At 37.4% G+C, this 21,067-nt stretch carries 13 protein-coding genes and 4 pseudogenes; 13 read left to right on the top strand and 4 right to left on the bottom strand.

Going from position 1 to position 21,067, the window contains the following annotated elements; all coding sequences use genetic code 11:
• Positions 1-578: 578 nt before the first annotated feature.
• Both IPH11_16580 and IPH11_16575 read right to left on the bottom strand, forming a co-directional pair.
• Positions 579-1,013: a hypothetical protein gene (locus IPH11_16580; protein MBK6915192.1), complete on the bottom strand. Its 435-nt coding sequence runs from the start codon at positions 1,011-1,013 to the stop codon at positions 579-581.
• A gap of 123 nt (positions 1,014-1,136) precedes the next feature.
• Positions 1,137-1,565: a hypothetical protein gene (locus tag IPH11_16575; protein MBK6915191.1), complete on the bottom strand. Its 429-nt coding sequence runs from the start codon at positions 1,563-1,565 to the stop codon at positions 1,137-1,139.
• A gap of 97 nt (positions 1,566-1,662) precedes the next feature.
• On the opposite strand from IPH11_16575, the pseudogene pruA reads away from it, so the two are divergent.
• Together pruA and sucC are read left to right on the top strand one after the other, a co-directional pair.
• Positions 1,663-3,058 (top strand): annotated as a pseudogene (gene pruA, locus IPH11_16570) (L-glutamate gamma-semialdehyde dehydrogenase).
• 89 nt (positions 3,059-3,147) lie between these two features.
• Positions 3,148-4,362 carry an ADP-forming succinate--CoA ligase subunit beta gene (gene sucC / locus IPH11_16565; GenBank protein ID MBK6915190.1) on the top strand — a complete coding sequence of 405 codons (1,215 nt, stop codon included), beginning with the start codon at positions 3,148-3,150 and terminating at the stop codon, positions 4,360-4,362.
• A gap of 106 nt (positions 4,363-4,468) precedes the next feature.
• Here the strand turns inward: sucC and IPH11_16560 are convergent.
• Together IPH11_16560 and IPH11_16555 are read right to left on the bottom strand one after the other, a co-directional pair.
• A pseudogene (locus IPH11_16560) lies at positions 4,469-5,457 on the bottom strand (acyl-ACP desaturase).
• A gap of 161 nt (positions 5,458-5,618) precedes the next feature.
• Positions 5,619-7,345 (bottom strand): annotated as a pseudogene (locus IPH11_16555) (DEAD/DEAH box helicase).
• Between the two features lie 476 nt (positions 7,346-7,821).
• On the opposite strand from IPH11_16555, the pseudogene IPH11_16550 reads away from it, so the two are divergent.
• The 11 genes and pseudogenes from IPH11_16550 to IPH11_16500 all read left to right on the top strand — a co-directional run bounded on the left by IPH11_16550 (position 7,822) and on the right by IPH11_16500 (position 21,053).
• Positions 7,822-8,817, top strand: a pseudogene (locus IPH11_16550) (DUF1028 domain-containing protein).
• 294 nt (positions 8,818-9,111) lie between these two features.
• Positions 9,112-10,158, top strand: coding sequence for a DUF2911 domain-containing protein (locus IPH11_16545; protein MBK6915189.1), 1,047 nt, complete (start codon positions 9,112-9,114; stop codon positions 10,156-10,158).
• Between the two features lie 379 nt (positions 10,159-10,537).
• Positions 10,538-11,350 carry a 3-deoxy-8-phosphooctulonate synthase gene (gene kdsA, locus IPH11_16540; GenBank protein MBK6915188.1) on the top strand — a complete coding sequence of 271 codons (813 nt, stop codon included), beginning with the start codon at positions 10,538-10,540 and terminating at the stop codon, positions 11,348-11,350.
• Between the two features lie 20 nt (positions 11,351-11,370).
• On the top strand, positions 11,371-12,120 hold the full coding sequence (locus IPH11_16535) for a hypothetical protein (GenBank protein ID MBK6915187.1): 750 nt from the start codon (positions 11,371-11,373) through the stop codon (positions 12,118-12,120).
• A 1-nt stretch (position 12,121) separates the two neighbouring features.
• Positions 12,122-13,099: a KpsF/GutQ family sugar-phosphate isomerase gene (locus tag IPH11_16530; GenBank protein MBK6915186.1), complete on the top strand. Its 978-nt coding sequence runs from the start codon at positions 12,122-12,124 to the stop codon at positions 13,097-13,099.
• Positions 13,096-13,632, top strand: a complete 537-nt coding sequence (gene lptC / locus IPH11_16525; GenBank protein MBK6915185.1) for an LPS export ABC transporter periplasmic protein LptC — start codon at positions 13,096-13,098, stop codon at positions 13,630-13,632. Before IPH11_16530 ends, lptC begins: the two co-directional genes overlap by 4 nt.
• Positions 13,632-15,068 carry a hypothetical protein gene (locus tag IPH11_16520; protein ID MBK6915184.1) on the top strand — a complete coding sequence of 479 codons (1,437 nt, stop codon included), beginning with the start codon at positions 13,632-13,634 and terminating at the stop codon, positions 15,066-15,068. Before lptC ends, IPH11_16520 begins: the two co-directional genes overlap by 1 nt.
• On the top strand, positions 15,065-15,808 hold the full coding sequence (lptB, locus tag IPH11_16515) for an LPS export ABC transporter ATP-binding protein (protein ID MBK6915183.1): 744 nt from the start codon (positions 15,065-15,067) through the stop codon (positions 15,806-15,808). The genes IPH11_16520 and lptB overlap by 4 nt, the downstream gene beginning before the upstream one ends.
• Before the next feature lie 215 nt (positions 15,809-16,023).
• Positions 16,024-18,195 (top strand): PKD domain-containing protein, encoded by a 2,172-nt coding sequence (locus IPH11_16510; protein ID MBK6915182.1) that lies wholly within the window; start codon positions 16,024-16,026, stop codon positions 18,193-18,195.
• Between the two features lie 1,563 nt (positions 18,196-19,758).
• Positions 19,759-20,484, top strand: coding sequence for a T9SS type A sorting domain-containing protein (locus tag IPH11_16505; protein ID MBK6915181.1), 726 nt, complete (start codon positions 19,759-19,761; stop codon positions 20,482-20,484).
• Positions 20,485-20,792: 308 nt separating this feature from the next.
• On the top strand, positions 20,793-21,053 hold the full coding sequence (locus IPH11_16500) for a hypothetical protein (protein MBK6915180.1): 261 nt from the start codon (positions 20,793-20,795) through the stop codon (positions 21,051-21,053).
• Positions 21,054-21,067 lie beyond the last annotated feature (14 nt).

Below are 21,067 nucleotides of genomic sequence, written 5' to 3'. Positions count from 1 at the left end.
GTAAAGTCGGTAGTCGAGATTGTAGTTGTTTGTGGTCGGTAATGGAAGTTAGGATAAATCCAACCTCTTCGCTGGGTTCTGATTCGTTGTCTTGATTATCTACTGCGGTTAGTTTGTAGTATATCTTTTCCAAGTAATCGGGAAGTATATCAATCAAGTTTGTTCAGGGTTGAAAGAAAAAGATTTATCGAATCAATTTCAAAGTTCTTTGTTGTATCTCTGTAAACATTATAGTGATTAAAGTCAGCTTCTGTGTTTTTATTCCACGTTATTCCTACGGTTAAACTGTCAAGTGTTGCATTTAGGTTTACAGGTGTGCGTGGAGCTAAATCAACATAATGATATTGTTCGCCATAAGGTCCACCATAAAGTCCTATGTCGCTTCTTGTTCCATCATCATCAAGAATATTTGGATCGCCTGCATCAATCAGTAGGAGAATTTTTGTAAGTGAAAATCGAACACCTTTGTTGAATCCTTATTGACTAACATTGGATCAACTTCAAGATTTGTGCTATCTGGTGTGAAACCAATATAATTACCGACGTTATTCCAAGCATTGTTGAATTGAAAAGTTTCATTATCCCATCAGAAAATTCCACTCTGACTCACAATTTGTTATAACGTTGTTCTTAGCAATATTTTGGTAACCTATCTGAAATGCGTTATATCGGTAGTTCCCGATCACATAGTTATTATATGCCCGAAGGTTTTGTACTTCCAGATTGGATATACCTCCATTATCCACGCCACTAATAGATATAATAAAATTATTAAATACCTTTGCTGAATCTGAATAACTTAACGAAATTCCATTATCGTCTGTTTCGTCATTTAGAATTATAACATTATTTGATATAGTAGGACTTGATCCAAATGACTTTCGAATACCATCACCATTGGTAATAATGTAGTTTGAGTCAATGATTGGATAATATGCACTGGTAAAGCCTCCCGAATAAATACCGGTTCCATCATACTCACTAGGACTCGCATTTATGTAGTTGTTGCTCACTATAGGATTTGAATTGAAAATGTAAATCCCAATTCCAATATCTACACATAAATTATTCTTACGTTAAATCAGTATATAGTGAGAGTTTGCCTTAAAGCATTCCGGAGATCCTTAATCCCTTATTCACATAACTAAGCAATTTCTGCCTCCAGTTCCTGCTATACCTATACCAATACCAGGAATAAGATTCATTTTAACTTTCACAGTAAATCCTTTTAGTAAGCAGCTATCTTTCACAAAAACAGCTATATCATTCCACTCAAAAATAAAATTGGAAGCATCAATCACACAGCTATCCATACCAGCACCAATAAGGCTTAAGCCGGGAATCATAACAACTTGCTCTTTGTAAGTGCCGTTTGCCACGTAAATGGTATCGCCAAAAACAGAGATGTTAATGCACTCCATTATGCTGTCGGCGGCGGTTTCCCAGCTTGTGTAGGGCGGGGTGCTGCTGCCGGTGGGACTGACGTACCTAACGGTACTAATTAACAATGAAGAATTAAAAATTAAAAATGAAAGACAGGAAAGAAGGAATATTTTTGGTTTCATAGTAAACCTCGGGATTTTTGTTTTTAATTTAAGGAAGTTATTAGAGAAAAGACAGGGGACGGTGGGCTAATCAATTAGGAAATAGCTAAAATTCCAGATTGTTTTTACCTCTTTTAATCCTTCAAATAAAGATGAAAAACTTGCGCACTTTCATAAAGGCTCGATTGAATTAGCAAATCTTGCAATCGAAACAGCATATAAAAATTTCATGAATGGAAATACGTCGCACCTGAAACACGTGCACAGTATTTATTTAAAGCGGCAGCGATTGCCCGCAAAAGACGTTTCGAAATAAATGCATGGATGATTCTTGAAGCAGGTAAAAATTTTACCGAGGCAGATGCCGATACCTGCGAGGCTATTGACTTCCTCGAGTTTTATGGAAGAGAGATGATTCGATATGCGGCAAAGCAGCCTATCACTCCTGTAAAAGGTGAAATGAATGAATTAGTTTACATCCCCCTTGGTGTTGGTGTAACCGTTCCGCCATGGAATTTTCCTTTTGCAATTCTTGTTGGAATGACTTCAGCAGCAATTGTAACAGGAAATACGGTGGTGCTTAAACCATCAAGCGAAACTCCGATGATGGGTAAATTATTTTTGAAATTATGGAAGAAGCAGGATTGCCTGCCGGAGTTTTAAACTTCCTGCCCGGCTCCGGTGCAGAGGTGGGTGATACTCTTGTGGCACATCCAAAAACAAGATTCATTTCATTCACAGGTTCTATGGCAGTCGGGACTCACATTTACGAACTTGCTTCAAAGGTTCAGCCGGGACAAATTTGGTTGAAACGTGTTGTGGCAGAAATGGGCGGCAAAGATTGTATTATTGTTGACAGCGAAGCTGATGTGGAAGATGCGGCTAAGGGTGTGGCAGCCTCAGCATTTGGATTCCAGGGACAAAAATGTTCAGCGTGTTCACGTGCTATTGTTGACGATTCCATTTATAATAAATTTGTCAAACTGCTTAAGGAGGAGGTAGATAAATTAGAAGTAGGAGCTGCAGAAGAAAATCATAAAATAACCCCGGTAATCAGCGCTTCGGCAGAAAAAACTATTCTATCATATATTGAGATCGGAAAGCAGGAAGGAAGACTTTTAACCGGAGGTAAAAAAGCGGAGGGCAATGGTTACTTTATTAAACCTACTGTCTTTATTGATGTGAAACCAACTGCAAGAATTGCACAGGAAGAAATTTTTGGTCCTGTTCTTACAGTTATTAAATCAAAAAACTTTGAGGATAGTTTGAAAATCGGTAACGGAACTATTTATGGGTTAACGGGGGCAGTGTATTCAAAGAATAGAAAAAAACTTGAGCTTGCAAAAAAAGAATTACTAATTGGTAATCTCTATTTTAACAGAAAATGTACAGGTGCATTTGTCGGCGGACATCCGTTCGGCGGATTTAATATGTCCGGCACAGACTCAAAGGCAGGTGGAAGAGATTACCTGCTATTGTTTTTGCAGGCAAAACTAATGAGTGAAAAAGTTTAGTGATTAAAAAGATCATCTGTCATCTGAAACGTTAGTTACCGGATCAGTTTGATAATTAAAAGTTTAATAAAATAATTTGAGGATAATAAATGAAAATACATGAATTTCAGGCGAAAGAAGTACTGAAAAAATTTGGTGTTCCTGTTCAGGATGGTATTGCTATTAAAAGTGTTTCGGAGTTTGATGAATCACTTCATCAGCTTCAATCGAGAGGTATAAATCAATATGTAGTTAAGTCACAAATACATGCAGGCGGACGTGGTAAAGGGAAAATCTATTCCGCAGACAATCGCAGCAATCTCATGCTCGAAGGCGGGGTGAAGTTTACCACTGATGCAGTGAAAGCAAAGGATTATGTTGAAAAGATTCTCGGGAATATTCTTGTAACGCATCAAACAGGAGAAGAAGGCAAGCAGGTTAAAACAATTTTTCTTGCGGAAGGTCTCGATTATAAAAAAGAACTTTATCTCGGAATTTTACTTGACCGTGCTGTTTCGATGAATGTAATAATGGTTTCCACAGAGGGTGGTGTTGAAATAGAAAAAGTTGCTGCTGAAACTCCCGAAAAAATTATTAAGGAGTGGATTGATCCTGCTGTTGGTATTCAAAATTATCAGGCAAGAAAACTCGCATTCGCTCTTGGACTTTCAGGAAATGCTTTCAAGGATTTCATTCCTTTCATAAAAAAACTTTACACCGCTTACGAACAAACTGATGCTTCTATGCTCGAAATAAACCCGCTTGTCATCACAAATGATGATCGCATTATTGCACTCGATGCCAAAATGAATTTTGACGATAACGCACTTTACCGCCACCCTGAGATTGTTGCTTACAGGGATCTTGATGAAGAAGCTCCGCTCGAAATTGAAGCTTCGAAATATAATCTAAACTACATTAAACTTGACGGCAATGTCGGCTGTATGGTAAACGGCGCAGGGCTTGCGATGGCGACGATGGATATTATAAAACTTGCGGGCGGCGAGCCGGCAAACTTTCTTGATGTCGGGGGTGGTGCAAACAAAGAAACAGTGGCTAACGGATTTAAGATAATTCTTTCCGATCCAAACGTAAAAGCAATACTGATAAATATTTTCGGCGGAATTGTAAGATGCGACCGCGTAGCACAAGGCGTAATTGATGCGGCTCAGCAGATGAATGTCCACGTCCCGATAGTTGTGAGACTTGAAGGTACAAATGCGAAAGAAGCCGGTGTACTGCTGAAAGAGTCAGGACTAAATTTTAAAGTTGCCGGCAGTTTGAAAGATGCAGCAGAAAAAGTAACCGCTGTACTGAGAAAATAAAACTTACTGAGAATATTTTTAGAAATTAGACGGCTGTCTTCACAAGGCAGCCTCTTTTTTTATCACATAATTTTAGACTAATTCATTAAAATCTTTTGCGACTAATTCAAACTTCAAAAGTTAAAATCCTGTTGTATATAAATTCGAATGAAAAAGTTTTGCTCGTGGTTTTTTGTTCGAGGTATTCGGCAATTTTTTTTAGCCTTTCGGGAATAGCTAATATTTTTTCCTGTGCTTTGGCTGCCAAATCATTCAGCCCGGTTATCAATTCAATATTCCAAAATTTAATTGCATCTTCAACAATTGATTTATAATCCAACGGACCATAAATACCAACGCGTCTAATAACATCTGCCATATCGCGGAAATTGGGCATTGCTATTCCAGGCATATCTATCGCCGGCATAATCGCCACTGCAGATTGCAATGCTCTGTTTGGATCAATACTTAATATTTCTTTAAATACATTTCTATAAAATGCAAATGTTTTGCTTCATCAGCGGCAATGCTGCTAAGTATTCCATTTAACAATGGTTCATTTTCACCTGCTAATTTTCCGGTGTTTTGTGAGAAATTTGAGTCGCTCTTTCCTGAAGGGTGTAAACAAATACTTTGTAAGGATCTTTGCCAATCGGGATTAAAGCCTGATTCCTGGTAATGATACTGCATCATTTCAACTTCCGGAAATTAAAAACACGGCTGTCGCGTACATAATCCCGTATGACGTTTCCGTGGCGGTCTTCTTCAGCAGTCCACATATTTGTCCATTTGTTCCAGAAAGTATCATCGCCGAGATGTTTATTTATCAACGAATGAAAGTGCGGCAAACCTTCTTCGGTTAACAGATTTACTGCAAGTGCAACCGCACAGCATCATCAACCCCCTTGCTCTATCCCGCAATGCGTCGAGATTCTTTTGCTGATCATCGCTCATCTTTTCATCTGAGGGAAGAAAATCGCTGGAGAGCCAAAGCTTTCGCTTTGAAAGGTGAGATTGAATCCAGTCTTTTACTTTTGTTTCGAGGGAGAGTAAAACTTCAGATTTGGCTGAAGTTTCATGATTAATATTTTCCTGATTACGGATTATTATTTCCATCTAATTCCTGATCTGATAATTACAAATAATTTGAATAGACTGTGCGGTTCCCGATAAGTGAACAGATGAGAATGGCAAAACCTATTGTTAGATTCATAACGAATGAATACTTGACTTAAAAATAAAACTAGTTTCTAACAATTCATAATGTAAAAATTGATCTACCTTTTCTTGCGGAAAGAACTTGACCGGGAAAATTTATCTTTTGATTTAAAATCACTTTTAAACTTGTTTCGATCGCGAAATGGTCTGTTGTCACGGCTTCTTTCCCGTCTTTCTTTCGATTTTGGCTGAGCTACTTCAATATTGATTTTACGTTTCTTAAAGAGTTTACCATTAATCGAATTAACTAACAGATCGGAATAATTACTATCGGCTTCGAAGAAAGAAAAATTGCGAAGTATTTCGATATCTCCGATTTCAATATTGTTTTTACCTGTTAAGTCCGAGATTAAATCCATCAAAGTTTTCGGTCCCAGTTCATCAGTCTTACCAAGATTGATGAAGAACCTCGAAAGTCCACTTGAAGTGCCGTAACTCTTGCTTCCCCTTCCTTCTTCAGGGGAATTTATGTCGGGTAAATTTTTGTAGTAATCAACAAACCTGTTGAATTCTACAGAGACGAATTTTTTTATCAGTTCATCCTTTTCGAGCCACTCAAGTTTTCTCAAAATATCCGGCAGCAGAGGATCAATCTGCGATGAATCAACTTCAACTTTTTCCATTTTGTCAATCAGATGGAGTAACTGCCTTTCGCAAATTACTTTTCCTTTCGGGATGGAGGCAAATGTAAATTTCTTATTGAGCTGCTTTTCAATTTGGTGAATCTTGCCTTTCTCTCTCGGAGTGATAATCGCTACTGAAGTTCCTTTTCTGCCGGCACGTCCTGTTCTGCCGCTTCGATGGGTGTAAAGTTCCAACTCTTCGGGAATATTGTAATTAATAATATGAGTGAGGTTATCAACATCAAGTCCGCGAGCCGCAACATCAGTTGCAACGAGAAGCTGTAAATTTTTATTCGGAATTTATTCATCACGAAATCACGCTGCTGCTGCGAAAGATCGCCGTGAAGTGCGTCGGCGTTATAGCCGTCTTTTAATAAAGAATCTGCCACCTCCTGTGTTTCGCGTCTCGTTCTGCAAAAAACAATTCCATAAATATCCGGATGAAAGTCAACAACTCTTTTTAATGTTGGATATCTATCCTTTGATTGAACGACGTAACAAACATGTTCAATATTTTCTGCCCCCGCGTTTCGTTTACCAACCGTAATTTCAACAGGATCGTTCATATACTTATTAGCAATCGCTTTAATTTCATTCGGCATAGTTGCAGAAAAGAGAAATGTATTTTTTTCTTTTGGGGTTGAAGCAAGAATAGTTTCGAGGTCGTCACGGAAGCCCATATTCAGCATTTCATCGGCTTCATCAAGAACTACTGTTTTGATTTTAGAAAGATCAATAATATTTCTATCAATCAGATCAATCAATCTGCCCGGGGTTGCCGAAACAATATGAACTCCGCTCCTGATTTTTTGTATTTGTCTTTCGATACTTGCCCCGCCAAATACCGGAACGATTTTAACATCACTTTTATATTTAGCAAAGCTGGATAAGTCATCGGCTATCTGCAGGCAAAGCTCACGGGTGGGGCATAAAATTAAATGTTGAATTTTTTTTGAATGCGTTTTTGTTTTTTGAATTAGGGGCAAACCAAAAGCAGCAGTTTTACCTGTACCTGTTTGAGCAAGTGCTATTAAATCGCTGCAATCTTCCTGCATTAAATGTGGAATTACTTTTTCCTGAATAGGCATTGGTTCTTCGAATCCAAGCTCTTTTATTGCGCGCAGAATATTTTCTTCTATTCCGATCTCTTCGAACGATATCATTATTTTCCTTAATTATTGAATATGCTAATATAAGCTTTATTTTGATGGGGATTGATAACCTGTAATATTAAAAGCCACATCTGTCCAAAATATTTTTTTTGTAAAAATATTGAATGTTTTTGCCTAATTCTGAATACCCTGGTTTACTAATTGAAATATGAAACCATTGAAACGGTTAATCATTATTTGATTTACATTCTCAACGGGATTAATCCCGTTGAGAACTTAAAATAGACTTAACTGCGAACCGTTTTAACGGTTTGCTCTTCTGTTGAATCAACTTGCCTTAAGGGTAATAGGGATTGTTTTTAGTTATATAAAAATCCTTCTCAATACAATTCAATTTTAATTTATTTTACTGATATTAAAATTATTTTGAACAGCAGTGTTAAAAGCAGCTCTAACCGATTGTTATTTATCATAATTTTACGATCATAATTTATATACATATTCAATTTTAATTGTTCCGGAGCACGATGAAAAAATTATTATTCTTTGTACTATTCATACTTCTCTATCAATTCACTACATTTAGTCAGCAGAATTTATTTTTCTCTGATGACCCGCTTGCACATACATTTTCAATTGTTGCACAAGATACGGTAACAGGAGAAATGGGGGCAGTGCAGTCGCATTGGTTTTCCGTTGGCACTGTTGTAAGCTGGGGTGAAGCCGGGGTTGGAGTGATTTGCAACTCAATCATTTGTAAATGTTTCTTTCGGTCCGCGCGGATTGGGATTGTTGAAAAGAGGAGTGACAGCACAACAGGTTTTGGACGCACTTATAACTTCAGACGAAGGACGCGACGTTAGACAACTTGCTATTCTCGATAGCAAAGGGAAATGTTGCCGCTTACACAGGAAAAAACTGCATCCCTGCCGCAGGACACATTGTGGGGAATAATTATTCTGTTCAGGCAAACCTGATGTTGAATGATAAAGTTTGGGGCGCGATGTCAGACGCATTTGAAAACAGCAGCGGCCCGCTTGCAGAAAGAATGCTTGCCGCTTTGGAGGCAGCACAATCTGTGGGGGTGACATACGAGGATGCAATCTGCCGCACTGCTTGTATTCAGAGGTGAATCAACAGGAAAAGTTTGGGAAGATAAACTTATTGATCTCCGCGTTGATGATAGTGATCAGCCGATTAAAAGAATTACGCAGATTATTGATGGTTCACCGCGCTTACGAACACATGAACAATGGCGATCTTGCAGTAGAAAAGGTGACATATATAAAAGCAATGGATGAATATTCTGCCGCCGAAAAATATTTCCTGAAAATGAAGAGATGAAATATTGGCACGCTGTTACGTTGGTCAACAACAAAAGGCTTGATGAGTCACTCCCCCTTTTCAAAGAAGTTTTCAGGATGAATAAAAATTATCTTTTACTAACGCCAAGACTTGTTCCGATAGGATTGCTTTTTGTTACTGATGAAGAACTAAAATTGATTTTGAATACAGTTGAGTAAATCAGATACCTTGAAGGTCGCCTATTTAGAGTGATGACTAAGCCAAAAAAGAGAGGGACTTTTTCCAAAGGAATGGCTCAGCCGGAAAGCATATTGTAAAGCCCCTTCTCTTGTTAAGAGAAGGGGTTGGGGATGAGTTCCCGAGTCTGATAAATAATTAGCATACAACTTATCCACCGTATCTCAAATTTCATTCATCAGTTTATTTTTCCGCTTATAGAAAGCAGGAATAATTCGAATATATTATCTCATACTTTTCTTAAAAATTTTTTAACAATATAAAAGAGGAATGCTATGAAAAACTTGTCTAAAACTTTTGTGCTGTTGTTCGCACTGTTAGTTTTTTCTTCGGGCGAAATTATTTTTGCTCAACCGCAGCTAAAGATTCCTGATGCAAGTCAGCGTGCAACTGTTTCTCAGCAAATTGGGTTAAGTGAAATTTCAATTACGTACAATCGCCCCGGTGTAAAAGGTAGAATGGTTTTTGGTGGTTTAGTTCCCTACGGCGAAGTTTGGCGCGCCGGTGCAAATGAAAATACCGTAATTTCATTTTCAAGTGATGTTCAAATAAATGGAAAGAATCTTCCGGCTGGCAAATATGGTTTTCATATTATCCCTACTGATAAAGACTGGACTCTCATCTTCAGTAAAAAATTATTGGTCATGGGGAGTTTTAATTATGATCAGAAGGAAGATGCACTGCGCATAACGATCACGCCTCAAAAAGCTGATCAGCAGGAATGGCTTCAATACACTTTTGATAATGTTGAAGCTAATTCGACCATAGTCACGTTGCGATGGGCTGATATGAAAGCAAGTTTTAATATTACGGTTGATGTTCACAAAGTTGTGTTTGATAGTTTCAGAAAAGAGTTTGATAATCTTGCCGGATTTTTTTGGCAGCCGTGGAATCAGGCAGCAAATTACTGTCTGCAAAATAAAGTGAACATGGAGGAGGGATTAACCTGGGCAGACCGATCAATTTCAATTGTTCCGAACACACAAAATCAAATTACAAAAGCATTGCTGCTCGAAGCGCTCGGCAAAAATTCCGAAGCTGAAGGATTAAAATCAAAAGCACTTGGCAGTGGAACTGAAGCAGACATCAACACGGTTGGTTATCAGTTTCTTCAGGCTGGAAAAGTTGATGAGGCAATTAAGATATTCAAAACAAACGCCGAAAGATTTCCTGATTCGTGGAATGCCTGGGATAGCCTTGCAGAAGGGTATGCGACGAAAGGTGACAAAGAAAATGCAGTTAAATATTACAACAAAGCGTTTGAAATGTCTCCGGAAAATCAACACGTAAGAATTAAACAGGCGCTGGATAATTTGGAATAAATCGTCCTAACCTACCTCTGAGGGAACGGAGAGGGAGAATGTTAAAAGACGATCAATTGAGAAAAGGCAGTCGTACCCGGCTGCCTTTTCTTTAATGATTCAATCAATTAATTATCAAGGAATGATTATAGTGATCTCATCACTCCATAAGCCGATCAGGTTATCCGGTTCATTATCAAAAAATATTGCGCGGTATTTTCTGGCTTCAGGATTGATCGAATCAAGTTTTGCCCGTGCTATCCTTTTTCATACTCACGTTGGGTTTTACTTTCACATTAAAAGGGAAATCATTCTTTTTGTATTAGCATCCAGCCGGTTCAAACAAACGAATCATTTATTTATATTTGCACATCAATAAACCATAAATCAATTTTAACAGATGATTAAATTAAATGATATTTCAATCGGTGACGGCGCTCCCTTAGTACTAATTGCCGGACCATGCGTTATCGAAAACCGTAAACTTATTTTTGAAACTGCACTTGCAATAAAAAAAATTACTAATGAATTAAATATTCCTTTCATCTTTAAATCGAGTTACAAAAAAGCTAACCGCACAAGTCTCGGCTCGTTTACAGGGATTGGCGACAAAGAAGCTCTGCAAATTTTAAGCGATGTTCGAAGTGAATTGAAGATTCCTGTGCTAACAGATGTTCACACAGTTGAAGAAATAAAACTCGCTGCTTCGTCAGTTGATGTATTACAGATACCTGCTTTCCTCTGCCGTCAAACTGACTTGCTGATTGCGGCAGGTGAGTCGGGAAAAATAGTCAATATAAAAAAAGGACAGTTCCTCGCACCGGAGGATATGAAACACGCCGCTCAAAAAGTGGCATCAACCGGTAATGATAAAATTATGCTTACGGAAAGAGGAACAACATTCGGCTATCATAATCTTGTTGTGGACATGCGTTCACTTGTAATCATGCGTGAACTCGGCTATCCGGTAGTAATGGATGCTACTCATTCGGTTCAACTTCCAAGCAAAGAAAACACAAGCGGGGGGCAGCCTAAATTTATCAAACCGTTAGCACGCGCTGCCGCTGCTGTTGGAATAGATGCACTGTTCCTTGAAGTTCACCCCAACCCCAAAGAAGCATTGAGTGATGCCGCAAGTCAGCTTCCTTTAAATGAATTAAAAAATCTTTTAATTGAAGTTCTGGCAATTGATAAAATCATCAAGCGATATTGATTCATCAATTTATTATTTAAGTGAAAAACTGTACTGAATTTCCACGCCCGATTACCGTAAAAGAAATAGATTATCTTTTCAGCGTACTGCCGGAAACAAAACCCGGTTACAAATTATACCGCGAAAAAATAAACTCGTACTCTGTAATTGGGGAAGGAAGATTCGGCGGATCAAATTTAGTCCTCGGATCGAATCAGGACACAACTGATTTATCAACACCCTCCTCCCCTGTTTTTGCTTTTGGTAGAATTGAATTTGAAGAAGCTTCATTAGATATAACCATTCACGAAGAAGCATATAATCAAATTGAAATTGATTTGTCGTTCACACCAGAAATCTCTTTAATTCAAAAATTGATCGAGAGAAAACGATGGAGTTATTCTGTTTGGAACCCGGGAGATAAAAATCCTGAAGATAATTCCGAAGTAAATGAATTTATTTTGAAGCAAGATTGTTATCTGTTAGCAGTATCAACTTCAACTAAAAAAATTTGGCTGCATGATTTTTCGAGCAGAGTGAATCATTTGATTCCACTTACAAATTTTTATAATGAGCTGATGGCGATAAAAAAAATCCGCGAGCCGGGAATTGCTCTTAAGCCTGCAAGATTCTTCGCTGAGCTAAATTCATATTCAAAAGAAGAACTCGGCTTGGCATTTATTTCTTATAATAAGTATATGAAAAGATTAAATTTGAATTTGAAGATTGAAGATTTTTATCTTCCCGAAAAGCAAATAAATAAAAAACATTTTTTCTTTAGGAGAAAATAATTTGACCAGCGAAGAAATTATAGAAAAAGGCAAAAAAGTAATTCGAATCGAGTCTGAAGCCGTAACAAATCTTTCGAACAGCATTAACGGGGATTTTGTAAAAGCAATCGAAGTAATTTTAAAATGCAAAGGGCGGGTGGTGCTGACAGGTATGGGCAAATCAGGATTGATAGCCAGAAAAATTGTTGCCACACTTAACTCGACCGGAACTGCTTCTATTTTTCTTCACCCAACCGATGCGCTTCATGGTGATTTAGGCATGGTTCGAATGGAGGATGTAGTTATCCTCATTTCGAAAAGCGGAATGACAGATGAATTAGCAAAATTACTTCCGATGTTAAAACGTATTGGAGTAAAACTTATCACGATGACAGGTGACCCGGACAGTCCGCTTGCGCAGGAAAGCGATGTTGTACTGAATGTCCGCGTGAATGAGGAGGCTTGCCCCCACCACCTCGCACCGACTTCATCAACAACAGCGACTCTTGTAATGGGTGATGCTCTTTCTGTAGTGCTTCTTCAGTTAAGAAATTTTACTCCCGAAGATTTTGCATTTCTTCACCCCGGCGGAAGTCTTGGCAAAAGATTATCACTTCAGATAAAAGAGATAATGTTTACGGGAGAAAAAATCCCCGCCGTTTCAGTTGATGCCTCAATCAAAGATGTGATACTTGAAATTACATCTAAACGGCTCGGAACGACCTGTGTAATTGATGAGCTGGGAATATTAAAAGGAATAATCACTGATGGCGATTTACGAAGATTACTCGAGCGAACTCTGGAGATAAAAAATTTAAAAGCCTCCGACATATTAACCAAAAATCCAAAAGTTATGAGGCAGGAGTATCTTGCTTCGTTTGCACTTCAACAAATGGAAAATTATAAAATCACGACACTTATAATTGTTGATGACAGCCGCAAACCGATTGGTATTGTTCATTTGCACGATCTTATTAATCTCGGACTAAGTTCCCGATGAAATATTTTTTCACTTTAATTATAGTTTTGATAATCACATCATGCAATTCAGAACAGGTGAAACCCAAAATAATATCAGGAATTAAAACCGAAGAAATGCCTTCGCAGGAAAGTTGGAACTCAAAAATAACTTTCAGCGATTCAGGAAAAATTAAAGCTGTTTTAATTGCCGGACAGATCAGAGTTTTTGAACAATCAAAAGAAACTTTGCTCGATAGTAATGTCACAGTTTATTTTTATGATAAGTTTGAAAATCAAACCACAACTCTAACATCAAAAAAAGGCAGGGTTGACGACAACACGAATAATCTTTTTGCAATTGATAGTGTAGTTGCTGCAAATGACAGCGGCGTAGTTATCAGAACGCAGGAAATGATGTGGCGAAATAAAGATAAAAAAATTGTTTCTGATAAATATGTGGTCATCACCTCCCCCGCTGAAGTGATTGAAGGTTATGGTTTTGAATCTGATCAGCAGTTGAAAAATTATGTGATTTATAATGTCACTTATATCACCCGCCGGGATTCGCTGTAATGAAAACTATTTTTGTATTCAATTTATTTCTGTTTGTTTTTCTTTCAGGAATTATTTTTTCGCAAGAACAGAATATACCTATCACGGTTATCGGCGACAGCCTTGTCGGGAAAAATATAAATGGAGAAAGTATTCGGGAAGTATTCGGGAATGTTACTTTAACACAGGGCAATGTTGTAATCACTTGCGACAAAGCCACTCAATATCTTGCGCGCAATGACGCTGAACTTATCGGGAATGTGGTTGCCCGGCAAGAAGATTTAACAATTTATACTCAACAAGGATTTTACTACGGCAATCTCCGAAAATGTGAAAGCCATGTCGGACTAAAATTAAATGACAGAGAAGTGGAACTTACTGCTGTGAGCGGTGAATATTTTTTTGACCTGCACAAAGCAGTATTTGAAAAAAATGTGAAACTTTATGACAGCGTTTCAGTGCTCACTTCAAATAAGCTTACTTATTTCAGGATGGAGGAAAAAGCAATTGCCGAACAAGACGTGAAGATCACAGATGATGAAAATATTATTTTTGCCGACAGCCTTGAGCACTATAGAAATCAAAAGATCACTTTTGCATTTAACAATGTCGCAATCAAAAATAAAAAGAATAACTCAATGATTTTTGGCGATCACCTCGAAGATTATACTCAAAAATATTACACAAAAATTGATGTCAATCCTTTTCTTATTCAAGTTGATACTGTTTTTATTAATTTAATTGATACAACTTTTGCTCCGGAACAAATTGATACTGTAACTATATTTACACTTGACTCGTTATTGATTCGAAGTAGAGTAATGGAATCTTTTAGAGATACATTAAATTATTTTATCGCAACTGATTCTGTTGAAATTTTAAAAGGTTCTTTTGCCTCAAAAAATAATTCGACCATATTGTTTCGCACTGAAAATAAAATAATCACAAAAATGACCAATTCTATTCAGCCCGTTTTGTGGTACGATAACTCTCAGTTGACAGGTGATTCAATTACTATTTATCTTGACGGCAGCAGAATTAAGAATTTAGACATTGATAAAAATTCTTTCTTACTTTCGCAAAACAAAAATTTTCCACTTCGTTTTGATCAGGAAGCTTCGGATAAAATTAAAATTTATTTTAAGGAAAATAAAATTAGTCGTTCTGAATTTTACAGCGATTCAAAAAGCATTTACTACCTTTATGATGAAAATGAACCGAATGGACTTACTAAGTCATCTTCAGAATCGGCGGCAATTATATTTTTAAACAGTAAAGTTGATGAAGTTAGATTATATGGTTCACCTGTAAGCGAATATTATCCTGAAAACCAAGTTGAAAATAATGAGCGTACTTTCACTCTGCCCGGCTATAAGTTTATTCAAGACAGACCGACAAAAAATTCTTTACTTAAATACTTTCACAATAGAAAAAAGTTTGATTGGAATAACGAATGACTGCTAATTCCGTAACATTAAGAAGTGATAACCTTGTTAAAATTTACAAGAAGCGTATTGTAGTAAACAAAGCAAGCATTAAAGTTTCCAAGGGGGAGATAGTTGGTTTGCTTGGACCAAACGGTGCAGGTAAAACCACTACCTTTTACATGATCACGGGAATGATAAAACCGGATAAAGGAAAAGTTTTTCTCGATGATAAAGAAATAACTAAAGTACCGATGTACAAACGTGCTCGAATGGGTATTGGTTATCTGCCTCAGGAGGCATCCATCTTCCGCAGATTAAGCGTTGAAGATAACCTGCTCGCCGTACTTGAGATGACTAAGCTTACTAAAAAAGAACGACTTACCAAGTGTGATAAACTTCTCGATGAGCTGTCAATTTCATCATTACGAAAAAGCAAGGGCTTCCAGCTTAGCGGTGGCGAAAGAAGACGCACAGAAATTGCACGTGCACTTGCCACCGATCCAAGTTTTATTTTACTTGACGAACCCTTTGCCGGTGTTGATCCGATAGCGGTCGAAGATATTATGGTAATTGTGGCGAACCTGAAGAACAGAGGTATCGGCGTATTGATCACAGATCACAACGTACACGAGACTTTGAGTATAGTTGATAACGGATATATTTTAATCAATGGTATTATCTTCAAACAGGGTGATTCGGAGACTCTTGCCAATGATGAGGAAGTTAGAAAATTATACCTCGGTGAAAAATTCAAACTTGATCGTTACTAAAATGAAACAAACCCGCTAAAAAATTTTTTGATTTTTATCCTAAAATTATTTGCTCCATATATTTCTTGAATATATTTTTACTGCCAAGTTGAGTGACGTTCTGATTAATCTATTTCAAATTTCTAAATAAATATTTTTTAACGGCGGATTTTTTTATCTGCTCCAAAATTTTATAAACAACAATCAATTAAAACTCATAATAAAAGGAGTACACTGTGATACGTAAACTACTCGTTCTTTTAGTAGTTCTCTTGGCAGGAATGCAGCCAAAAATCTGGGGTCAAATTCAAGATCGATGCGGAAGCATGGAAGTTCTTGATCGTTTGATGAAAGAAGATCCGACTCTTAAAGATCGGATGCAGCAAATTGAAATGGACATGCAAAATCGAATTATTTCCGGGGAAGGGCAATTCACCGGCGGTGTGATTCGCCAGATTCCGGTTGTCGTGCATGTCGTTTATAAAACTACTGCACAGAATATTTCTGATGCTCAAGTTCAATCTCAAATTACAGTATTGAACGAAGACTACAGAAAAATGTTTGGCACAAATGGTTATAACACAAATCCGGTTGGTGCAGATACCGAAATAGAATTTTATCTTGCAACTACTGATCCGAACGGCAATCCAACAAATGGAATTACCAGAACTTTAACCACAGTTACTTCTTTCTCCACAAATGACAATGTTAAAAGAACAGCAAACGGTGGAATTGACCCTTGGGATCCTGCTCATTATCTAAATCTCTGGGTTTGTAATCTCGGTAGTGGTTTACTAGGATATGCTCAATTTCCCGGCGGACCTTCAGCAACAGATGGTGTTGTTTGTCTTTACTCAGCGTTCGGTACTACCGGCACAATTAACCCTCCTTTTCATCTTGGAAGAACAGCTACTCATGAAATCGGACATTATTTAAATTTATATCACACGTTTCAAGGCGGCTGCTCAGCACCCGGTGATTACTGCGATGATACTCCATTCGTAAGTGCTCCAAACTATGGCTGTCCAACCGGTCACGTTTCCTGCAGTTCAGTTGATATGATTGAAAACTATATGGATTACACAGACGATGCTTGCATGAATATTTTTACGATCAATCAATCAAGCAGAGAGAATGCTACTCTTGATGGAACAAGATCAACATTATGGACAACAGGCGGTGGTGGTGGAACAAATCCCGTTGCAGTTGCTAATGGACCGTACGCAGGAATCGAAGGAACAGCAATAAATTTCAGCAGCACCGGAAGCAACGATCCTGATGGTTCTATCGTTGGTTATTTATGGAATTTTGGAGATGGGAATACCAGCACATCAGCTAACCCCTCCTATACCTATGCTGCAGCGGGAACTTATAATGTAAGTTTAACCGTTACAGATAACGATGGATTCACCGGTACCGCGAATACAACGGCAACTATCTCTACAGTAGGCGGAAATCCCGTAGTAATTTACAGCGAAGGATTTGAATTAGCTGGCAGCGAAGTTCCCGGAGCTAATTGGAGTTCATCCGATTTAAACGGAACAAGCGGATTAGATTATTGGGGCGATCAAAGCAGCGGCGCTAAAATTCATTCCGGAAGCTGGAGTGTTTATTGTGCTGACTTTAGCAATAAAGCAGGTCAGTCTTATGATAACAATATGAACACTTACGCAACCAAACTAACCGGTCTTGGCGTTAGCGGATACACAGGGGTTGAGTTCAGTTTCTGGTTATATTACAAAACGAAAAACTCAGCTGACTATGTAGCTTTTGAATATCAGAATTCTTCAGGCACGTGGGTGGAAGCACAAAGATGGTCTGGAACAGGTGGAACAACATGGTCACAAAAAGTATTTACCTTGACAGGCTTCACTACATTTAGTTTCAGATTTAGATTTTTCTCAAACGGCAGCGGTTTAAGTGAAGGCGCTTACTTTGATGACATCGAACTCTCCGGTGTACCTGCACGATTTGGCGAAAATGTTTTAGCTGATCAGGAACAACAGGTAATTGAAAAACAATTCGGCAGACATTTCATTCAAGCTTCTTTAAATAAAAGCGAAATGAAACCGGCTGAAGAATTAGTAAATGACTTCTATTCATTAAACGATGATGAAGTTACATTGAATAAACCCGTTGAGTCAATCACTGAATATAAACTTTCAAATTATCCAAATCCGTTTAACCCTTCAACGGTGATTAGATATGAAATTCCTGCAGAAACTCACGTTTCGTTAAAAGTATATGACATACTTGGAAATGAAGTTGCAAATCTTGTTGATGAAACCATGTCAGTTGGATCGTACAACGCAGTTTTCGATGCTGCCGATCTTGCCGGCGGAGTTTATATCTACAGATTAGCCACAGGCAATTTTATTGAAACTAAGAAAATGCTTTTAGTGAAATAATTTTTCATTTAATAGTTTCAGTATTTAACTTAAGTCCCGCTTTCACGCGGGACTTTTTATTTCTCGTAGTCACTAAGAATTAATCCGTACATTCTGTACTATTGCTAATTGAGTTTTAATTGTTTACATTTTTATCAAGATTTTATAGGATTTGTTAATATGAAAATAATAAGATTCATTTTTTACTTTTTGATCTTTTCAATAATTATTACTACTACCTTACCCACACAATCCCAAACACTATATTGGCAAAGTATCACTTCTGATATTTATGTATATGATATTCTATATGATGGCGAGCAAAATCTTTACTTTGCTGGAAATGCAGCCGGGAACTATTTTTATCGTTCTACTGATTTAGGCGCAACCTGGACTCGTCTTGGAAGCGGATCACTTAGACTTTATCGTATCGCTATTGACAGTATAGGTGTTTTGTGGGGCGGGAATGATGTGGATGGTGGAATTTATAAATCTACAGATCAAGGAGATAATTGGACACTTTCCCTTGCTTCAAATGATAAAATATTTTCAATAACAGTAAGTCCAAATAATTGGATTTGGGCAGGAACTTATGATGGAAAAGTTGTCTATTCTTCAGATGGCGGAAACTCATGGTTAGAAAACAGTTTTGCAAATGATATCATCTGGTCTATTGCAGCCAATAATTTAAATAACGTTTTCGCTGGTAGTGGGGATGGTGAAATTTATAGAACCACTAATTTGGGCGCTGATTGGGAATTAGTTTATGATGCAGCATTACCATTATCAATTTGGGGAATTGTAATAGATGACTCAAATCATATTTATGCAAACAAGTGGAGTACAAGATTAATATCAACCAATAATGGAGAAAGTTGGAGCGAAATTTCAGGAACTCAACTGGAATTTTTATTCATGGACAAATATCATAATTTTTATGCTGGTCCGGGCTATAGATCATTGGACAATTGTTTAAGCTGGTCATATATAGGTCCCTCTGGTAGCGACTACCCAAGTGCATTTGCTTTTGTCGATTCATTGGTGTTTGCTGCCACAAATAGTGGTGTGTTTTTGTATGATCCGTCTTACCAGCCGTATATAGGGGAAAATTATTTTCCATTAGCATTGGGAAATAAATGGCAATTTAATAAAAGATGCAATAACCATTTTGCAGGAAATGCTATTTATTATGTTGATAGGGATACTATAATAGCCAGTGAAAGATATTTTCTGCTGCAAGGTGAAGTGAACGATTGGGTACGTTATGACAAAGAAAATAATAAATTTTTACTAAATTGGAACGATCAGGATTATATTATAATGGATTATACTCTTAATGAAGGCTCCACTGTTCAACATATTTTATTTAACACCCACGAAATAAAAAATGCAACAATAGTAGAACCAATTTTTATAAGCATTTTTGATTCAGTTTATTATTCAAAGGGAAATTTTTGGGCAGAGGAGGGTGGTCCCGGATCTTCTTGGGGCTCTCATACATACTATTCAGAAAAGCTCGGGGAAACAAATGAAGAATCTTTTTCTTCAGCCCCAGGCTGGACTTATGAATACTGTGTAAGAAAAATGATTCGTGCAATACTCTTCGATTCTTCTGGTGTTAATTATTATTCTGATCATGTCAAACCGATAATAAATTTTCAACCTGTACTGACCACCAATAATTTCAACTTGGAGTGGAACTTTACTGTTGATCATGATTACAGTTCCTTTAGCACCTATATAAATGTAAATTTTATAGACTCAGTTCTGATGTTTAGCCATTATTCAAATGGAGATTCCACATTTAATAATCCAACTACTCTCGCTGTGAATTTGCCAAATTCCAGTAATTACTCTATTTCTTATGTATTAGATTCAACCCTGATGAAAAACGAATATAACTTTTATTATAAAATTTATGCGGTTGATGAAGGAATAGTCCCGGAATATTCAACGAAGCCAGACACAGGATATTATGAGCTTGCCTACAACCCTAATCCCGTTTCAACCGAAACAAATGCTAATACGATAATCGAATATTCATTAAAACAAAACTACCCCAACCCTTTTAATCCAAGCACAGCAATCAGCTTCTCAATTCCAGAGAGGAGTTTTGTAACACTAAAAATTTATGATATTCTTGGTAGAGAAGTAGCAGAACTTGTAAATGAAGAACTTGAAACAGGAAACTTCGAAAAAACATTTGAAGCAAGCACTCTTTCAAGCGGAGTTTACATTTACAGAATCTCAGCAATGAAAGATGGAAAAATTCTTTTCAATGAATCCAGGCAGATGCTGCTAATAAAATGATTCAAACAAAAATGCAAATTTGTTGAACCTCTGAAAGTTTCTCCAAATCAAAGGACCTTCAGCAAAAACGTTTGATTTATCCCTATCTTTGAAGAAAAAGAACCCTTCTCCTTTAAAGGAGAAGGGCAGGTTCCGATTAAAACAGTTTGAAGATGTGAGAGATGAACCCAATTAATTTCAATCATTAATAAAATGCCCGCCTTTCCAATTGCTTTTAAGTTATAAGCTTTCCAGTCCCTTCCCACTCCGCAACTATTTCATCTAAAAATCATCCCAAACCTTGAAAATCGCTAAATTTCGCACATAAGATGACATCTTATGTACCCAAGATGGCATCTTGGACACCCAAGATCACATCTCGGACACCCAAGATCACATCTCGGACACCCAAGATCACATCTCGGACACCCAAGATCACATCTCGGACACCCAAGATCGCATCTTGGACACCCAAGATCACATCTCGGACACCCAAGATCGCATCTTGGACACCCAAGGTCACATCTCGGACACCCAAGATAGAATCTTACGTACATTTTTTACAATCTTATGTAAGTAAGACAAGATGATTTTTACATGATTT

It is taken from the genome of Ignavibacteriales bacterium (assembly GCA_016709155.1).
In the GTDB taxonomy this organism is placed as follows: Bacteria; Bacteroidota; Ignavibacteria; order Ignavibacteriales; family Ignavibacteriaceae; genus JADJEI01.
Note: the sequence above shows the minus strand (reverse complement) of the source record. Positions and strands in the feature narration are given on the sequence as shown.